Genomic DNA, 6,758 nt, shown 5'->3' with positions numbered 1-6,758 from the left:
CGGCGGCGGGATTCAACTTCAAGAGAATGATCAACAAATACAAACAAAAAATGGCCTGTTTCTTTTGCAAAATACAGGCAGACTTTTTTATACTTGAACTTAAAATGACTTTTTAAGGATTGACTAAAATAGTTTCCTTGTTTTTAGCGGTGTCTATCCTTTGGCTCCGCCGATTTACGCTTCGCTTCAATTCAACAGCCATGAAATCACATAGATTTCAAAATCTAATTCTTAACTTTGCAGTCACCTCCTTTCTTTTTTGTTAAGGAAGGCCGGGGCGGGAGTATTATTGTTTGGTCTTGCAATGCGGACAATATTCCACCCCTTTTCTTCTTTTTATTACCTCATCTAAAATTTTTTTGGATAGAAAAAGGTTATAATAGGGTTTTCGTCGCTTTCCATTGACATCCCTAATTTTACCCTATCTTCTCCAAATTGTTTTACCAGATCATCATAAGGGAGTTTTTTCCATCCTCCTAATTGTTGACTTACCATTGATGGAAACATATATCCAATAAAGGCATCGTTTGTCGTACCTATTATATTGGCAAATACTAAAGGAAATAGTCCTTTTCTATTGTGAAATGCAATTGTTTTCCCTGAAGATAAGGAGTAAATACAATCATATCTGGCATATGCTTTCATGTAGCTGAATAAAAAGTAATTTTCAGTCAGAAAAAAGTTCCCATCCATGAACATATAGTCTTGGTTCCCTAATGCTTTTTTGTATTCCCTGCTATTATCTCCATTACGGAACCTTTCGGGTACCGTTCTATTTCCGAAATTCAGAGCATATTTAGCACTTATCACATTCTCTTTGGATATAGTATATATTGTATCATTATATACAGGGCGAAAATATACCAAATTGTTTTTAGCAAAGAAATTATGATTATTAATAATGCTGGAAAATGAATCTTTTCTTCTATAAAATCCATGTGATTTAAATGCAAAACTTGAATCACAATCGAAGATAGAGTAACCGTAAATCGGTTTAAAATGGTCATTATCTGAATTAACTGTATTGAATAAATAATGGTTATTATCAAAAGCATGAAATTTCAAACTAAAGAAAGGTATATTCAGAGAATGAATAAAATTGCCTTCAATGCCATAAAACGAAATTTTCTTTGTAAATTGGTCATATATAGCAATTTTATTTTCAATTACAGTCATATATGTAGGCTCCACATATTCTCCGGGACCTTGTCCTATACGTCCTATTATACGCAGGAATTGCCCTGAAATTGAAAACATTTTAACTAATTTTGTTTTGTATGTATCCCTGACAAGAAGACAAGTATCCATTAAAATAATCTGATCTATTGCGCCTAATATGGCTTCATCTTCTGTTGTCAACTTGATAAAGGATACTGAGTCGATTACATTTTCAACGTTATAAGGCTTACTCCCATCAAAATCTTCTACTTTAATAGTAATACAGGAGTCAATTTTAACCGTCATATCGGGAATTGAAGTGTCACGCACATCATTATCTATTATTGAACCAACACATCCGCTTAAAAGCAATAATAAAGCGAAAAAAAAGGATGTAATATGATTTTGCATTTTCCCCATTTTTATAAATAACTAATTTAGGCACAAGGATGACCGCTCGGGGCACTATATATACAAGTGCCACTCCCTGCTCCACACACATCTTTGTTGTAAGTCATTGGTGCATAATTTATCTCAGAAGAGCTGGAGCCACCGCCTCCTGTACCTGCTCCTACAGGTATTCCATAGACATAAGCCTGAGCGTTGACATCCCAATACCACGAAGAACCAGTTGAATTCTGTTGTGCAACAGTACATGAGATTGTGTATGTTTTCCAATTTGTACCTGGTAGTCCCTGATGATATTCGGAACCAGCCAACGCCTCCACATTAGCCAATGCTAGCGGCGACATATTACTCTCCTGAACTAGATTCATATTCACATTAAACGCCGCCACAGTAGCAATAGCTATTACTATAAGACTTCCAAAAATTTTCTTTTTCATTAGAGTTTATATTGAATAAGAGTTTATTTTAATTGATTATCAAGTATTTACAAAATAATATATTTTTTAATATACTGAAAATAAGCAGTTTGAAATTTTTTAATTATAACTAATTGATAATCACTAGTCTCAAAGTTTATTCTATATAATGTCTATTTGTATTAATTTTAATTTTAAAATTATTTTGTTGTTTTAAGCTGCATTTATCCTTTGGCTCCGCCGATTTACGCTTCGCTTCAATTCAACAGCTATGAAATCACATAGATTTCAGTTTTCAATTAGTTATCTTTGCAGTCACCTCCTTTCTTTTTTGTTAAGGAAGGCCGGGGCGGAGCTTGTTGTTGCAACTTTTGCCAGAGTGTACAATGGCCCGCCCTTTTTTCTTCCCATTAACACATTGTTTTTTGGCTTTCCATCGGGATGATAAAGTTCTGTAAATATAGGTTATAAACCAAATCGAGATGTTTCAATAAATGCAACGAATGTTCAATTTGTTATTTTTTTTCAAAAAGAGAATAAAAATCAACTGGCTCGGAATATTTTTTCAAAAATAATCCCTATAATTTGATTAAGTCGTTTTGTTTTTTGTTGAAGTGATTTAAACTTTTTTCAAAATAAGGGTGAACTGATAAATTTGTAAAGCAAAATATTCAAACTGATTGCTCACCCCGAATGTATCAAGTACTGGACAAATATACAATAGAAATGGAAATACTATGTTATATTCCGCTCAATAAAAGAGGCTTTCGTCCAAAAGTTCCTCATAAGGAGATTGTAAATGTCATACTCTATTAAGTTGAAAATAGGCGTTCGGTATAATACATCCCTCTTTAATTTATAATTCTGGTATATTGCCCTGATTGTAGAAAATTACTTAACGAACCACTGTATGAAACAGTTGAATTGAATGGGCATGAATTTAATGTCAGAGTGCTCAATGTCAAAGGGGGCCTTTGAATGGTAAAACTATTAGTACAGAGAATCTTAATGACATGCTTCTTGATGAAGAGGGAGACTATGTATCAGAAGATGCCCGCCAGTTGGATGAAATAATATTCTTTTATATTCCTGTTGATAAAATCTCTCTCCCTGATGACCAATTAGCTGATTATATTAACCAAAATATGAAAATAATTGATCTTTTATATTGTAAAATTGAATAATATTCAATTTGCGACAAATGTGTTACTTTTTGCTAAAAAAATATTTTTATGGTTTAATAGTTTTGGCGTTCTTTACTGTATAGCCCCCAAATTTAATATGAAAAAATTTAATATATACACGACAACGTGTTTACTCCTAATTATTCTTTTTTGTTGTTGTAACCAAAAATCAAAAAAGTTAGAGGATGCATTGGTCTTAGCAAAAGAGAATCGTGCAGAGTTGGAAAAAGTATTGAAATACTATGACGGCAAGGACTCTATCAGCAGAATGAAATATGATGCAGCATGTTTTCTGATAGAGAACATGCCGGGAAAACACACATTAACCTGTACTGAATTTGAAAAAATAAAATCTGAAATTTATACTTTGGCATTGGAACAGAATTGTTCACCTTACCGGGCATTTGAATTACTGGAGGAAAAATATGGACAACTGGAGGATTCTAAATTTGAAAAAATATACGATATAGATGTAATAACTGCTGAATATCTTATTAAGAATATAGAATTTGCCTTTAAAGTTTGGTTGGAGGCTCCATGGGGGGAACATATTTCATTTGAACGGTTCTGCGAGGAAATATTGCCATACAGGGTTGATAATGAACCGTTAGAGGACTGGCGAGAGTTATTTTATAATACATTCCAGCCAATTTTAGAATCTCATTTGAAAATTGATAATTCTGTTAGGGCATGTCAATATATATATGTAGAATTATCCAAAAAAAATTGGCTATTTGATGTCAAACTACTTTTTCCTCATTTAGGTGCAAAAACGTTATTGGAAAGCAGATATGGAAACTGTATGGACAGATGTGACTTGGTCGTTTATGCAATGCGATCGGTAGGAATCCCCTGTGGAATTGACTTTCTTATGCAGTCACCTGAAAAAAAGAACCCAAAACACTTTTGGAACTATATGACAGATGAAAAAGACAGATGTATTGCTTTTGCAATAGAAGATATGATGCCTGATACGATAAGGCAACAACCTCATTATAGGATAGGAAAAGTACATAGGAAATGCTTTGCATCACAAGATGAATCCTATGTTCTTAAACTTGGTCTCGAAAATATTCCACCCAATTTTAGAGACCTCTACATGAAAGATGTTTCTGTCCTCTATTTTCCTGATGAAAGGATGGATATCCCAATAGATATTGCAGATGGAATTATTTACCTGAATGTATTTAATAATAAAGATTGGATACCGATAGGGACAATACCTGTAAAAAACAAAAGGGCTCGATTAGAACATTTTGAACCCAATATTGTATATCTGTTAAGTCGTTATAATAATGAAAAATCGGAAAAACTATATATTCCTTTTATTTATAATGGTATGGGAATTTATCATTTTTTATGGGCCGATACCACACAATTACAAACGATCCGAATAGATCGTAAATATCCTAGCTCTGATAGATTGAGACTATTTCAGGAACGACTTTTAGGCGGTCAGTTTCAGGGAGCAAACGGTCCTGATTTCAATGATTCCCAATTATTATACATGATAGATACGATTCCTGAATTAGCATACCAAAACGTATATATCAATAATAATAATAAACAATTTAAATACCTGAGATACCTGTCAGGAAAAAATGGACATTGTGATATTGCTGAAATAGATTTTTTTGATAAAGACGGGAAACAAGTCCAAAAAGGGAAAGTAATTGGAAATTCAGTGTCGTTTTGGAATGATCCAACAATCAAAATAGAATCTGTTTTTGACGGAGACCCCCTTTCCTATTTCAGTGCGAATGATCCGGACGGAGCTTGGGTTGGTTTGGAGTTGGAAAAACCCACATATATAGGTAGGATACGCTATCTAGGACGAAACGATGACAATGGTATACGCATCGGTGATGAATATGAGCTATTATATTTTTCGGAAGAAGGGTGGAAGACATTAGGAAAGCAAACTGCATTAGATTCTCCTCTCGTTTATGAAAATGTGCCGAAAGGAGCACTTTTTTGGCTACGTAATCTGCGCCGGGGAAGTGAAGAGCGAGTTTTTACCTATGAAAACGGGAAACAAGTGTGGTGGTAACAAATAAACAATATAGAACACATGGTAAATTATTTATCTTATTTTTTATCGGCAATAGTCATATTCGGAATCGCATCTTGCAAAAAAGATGGAAAGAAGGCCGAAACCGAAAAGATTGTAACCGAATGGATCGGAAAAGAAATTGTTCTGCCGGCAGATATCGGATGTACATACTTGGGGCATGATACTGTTTGCCCTGACAATAGTGCCCCATATAAAGTACTTATCTATACCGATTCTACAGGTTGTACGAGTTGTAAATTACAGCTCTATAAATGGAATACATTTATAAAAGAAGCCGGGGCGGAGATGACAGGGAAAGTCAGCTTCCACTTTTATTTCCAACCTAAAGACGAAAAAGAACTGAAATTTTTACTGAAACGAGATAATTTCAGTCAGGCTGTTTATATAGATAATGAAAACAAGCTGAACGCGGCAAATAAGTTGCCCGATAATGTGAGTTACCAATGTTTCCTGTTGGATAAGGATAATAAGGTACTGCTGATAGGCAATCCTACCCTCAATCCTCAAATATGGGACTTGTATAAACAAACCATTGCCGGAGAAGAATACGCGGAGCAAAAAAATGTTGCCCATACCACTATTGAAGCGGAACAAACGGAAATAGAACTGAAAGATACCAAGATACGGGAAACTGCCATTGCGAGTTTCATGCTAAAAAATACGGGAGACGCGCCTCTCCTGATAAAAGATATATCAGCATCCTGCGGCTGTACAGTCCCCGAATGGGATAAAAAACCGGTAAAGCCGGGAAATAAGGCAGAGATAAAAGTAAAAGTGACGCCTGACAACTCAGGATATTTCAGAAAAACGGTAACTGTATTCTGTAACACAAAGGAAGGTTCTGTCCGGCTTGTTGTAAAAAGCATGGTAAAAGGATAGGCCAAAGGGAAAAGGGCGGAGAGTTGTCTCCTCTTGCAAAGTACGACAATAGCACCCCGCCCCACCTTCCCTGCTTAATAAAAAGAAAGGAGGTAATTGCAAAGTTAAGAATTAGATTTTGAAATCTGCGTGATTTCATGGCTGTTGAATTGAAGCGAAGCGTAAATCGGCGGAGCCAAAGGATAGATGCAGCCAAATAAAATGAACAATTATTAATACGAAATTAAATTATTTATGAAAAAGAAAATAATAGGAGGTATAGCAATATTGGCTATTGCTGCTGTGGCGGCGTTTAATGTGAATTTGAATCTAGCTCAGGAGAGTAATATGTCACCGCTAGCGTTGGCGAATATAGAGGCTTTGGCGCAGAGTGAAGGTGGCGTGGAAAAATGTAACATACTTATCTATAACCGAAATAACAAGGAGCAATATGTGACAACTACAGTTCAATATAATGCAGAACTTGGGTTACATGCTAAAATTGGTAGTAGAATAATTAAACTAGGATTTGGAGCAACTGTTGGTGGAAGTGTCGGAATCCCAGACTGTGTTGCGAGTAATGGTAATTGTTGTCTAAAGAGCTTTATCAATAATTCCCCAAAGTATTATTAATATAACCCAATTAAGTAAAATGAAAAG

At 34.8% G+C, this 6,758-nt stretch carries 6 protein-coding genes; 4 read left to right on the top strand and 2 right to left on the bottom strand.

Annotated elements, in window-relative coordinates; genetic code table 11:
• Positions 1-348 precede the first annotated feature (348 nt).
• Together ACYPZI_RS07435 and ACYPZI_RS07430 are read right to left on the bottom strand one after the other, a co-directional pair.
• Positions 349-1,569: a 6-bladed beta-propeller gene (locus ACYPZI_RS07435; protein WP_459600164.1), complete on the bottom strand. Its 1,221-nt coding sequence runs from the start codon at positions 1,567-1,569 to the stop codon at positions 349-351.
• 26 nt (positions 1,570-1,595) lie between these two features.
• On the bottom strand, positions 1,596-2,003 hold the full coding sequence (locus ACYPZI_RS07430; protein WP_459600162.1) for an NVEALA domain-containing protein: 408 nt from the start codon (positions 2,001-2,003) through the stop codon (positions 1,596-1,598).
• 992 nt (positions 2,004-2,995) lie between these two features.
• On the opposite strand from ACYPZI_RS07430, the gene ACYPZI_RS07425 reads away from it, so the two are divergent.
• From ACYPZI_RS07425 to ACYPZI_RS07410, 4 genes are all read left to right on the top strand, one after another.
• Complete coding sequence (locus ACYPZI_RS07425) at positions 2,996-3,166, top strand: hypothetical protein (RefSeq protein ID WP_459600160.1); 171 nt, start codon at positions 2,996-2,998, stop codon at positions 3,164-3,166.
• A gap of 190 nt (positions 3,167-3,356) precedes the next feature.
• A complete protein-coding gene (locus ACYPZI_RS07420) occupies positions 3,357-5,216 on the top strand; it encodes a hypothetical protein (RefSeq protein ID WP_459600158.1) in 1,860 nt (619 codons plus the stop codon).
• 21 nt (positions 5,217-5,237) lie between these two features.
• On the top strand, positions 5,238-6,119 hold the full coding sequence (locus ACYPZI_RS07415; RefSeq protein WP_459600156.1) for a DUF1573 domain-containing protein: 882 nt from the start codon (positions 5,238-5,240) through the stop codon (positions 6,117-6,119).
• A gap of 234 nt (positions 6,120-6,353) precedes the next feature.
• Positions 6,354-6,731, top strand: a complete 378-nt coding sequence (locus ACYPZI_RS07410; RefSeq protein ID WP_459600154.1) for an NVEALA domain-containing protein — start codon at positions 6,354-6,356, stop codon at positions 6,729-6,731.
• Positions 6,732-6,758: the final 27 nt, after the last annotated feature.

This window comes from Dysgonomonas reticulitermitis (assembly GCF_054601275.1).
This window is presented reverse-complemented; position numbering and strand designations above follow the sequence as displayed.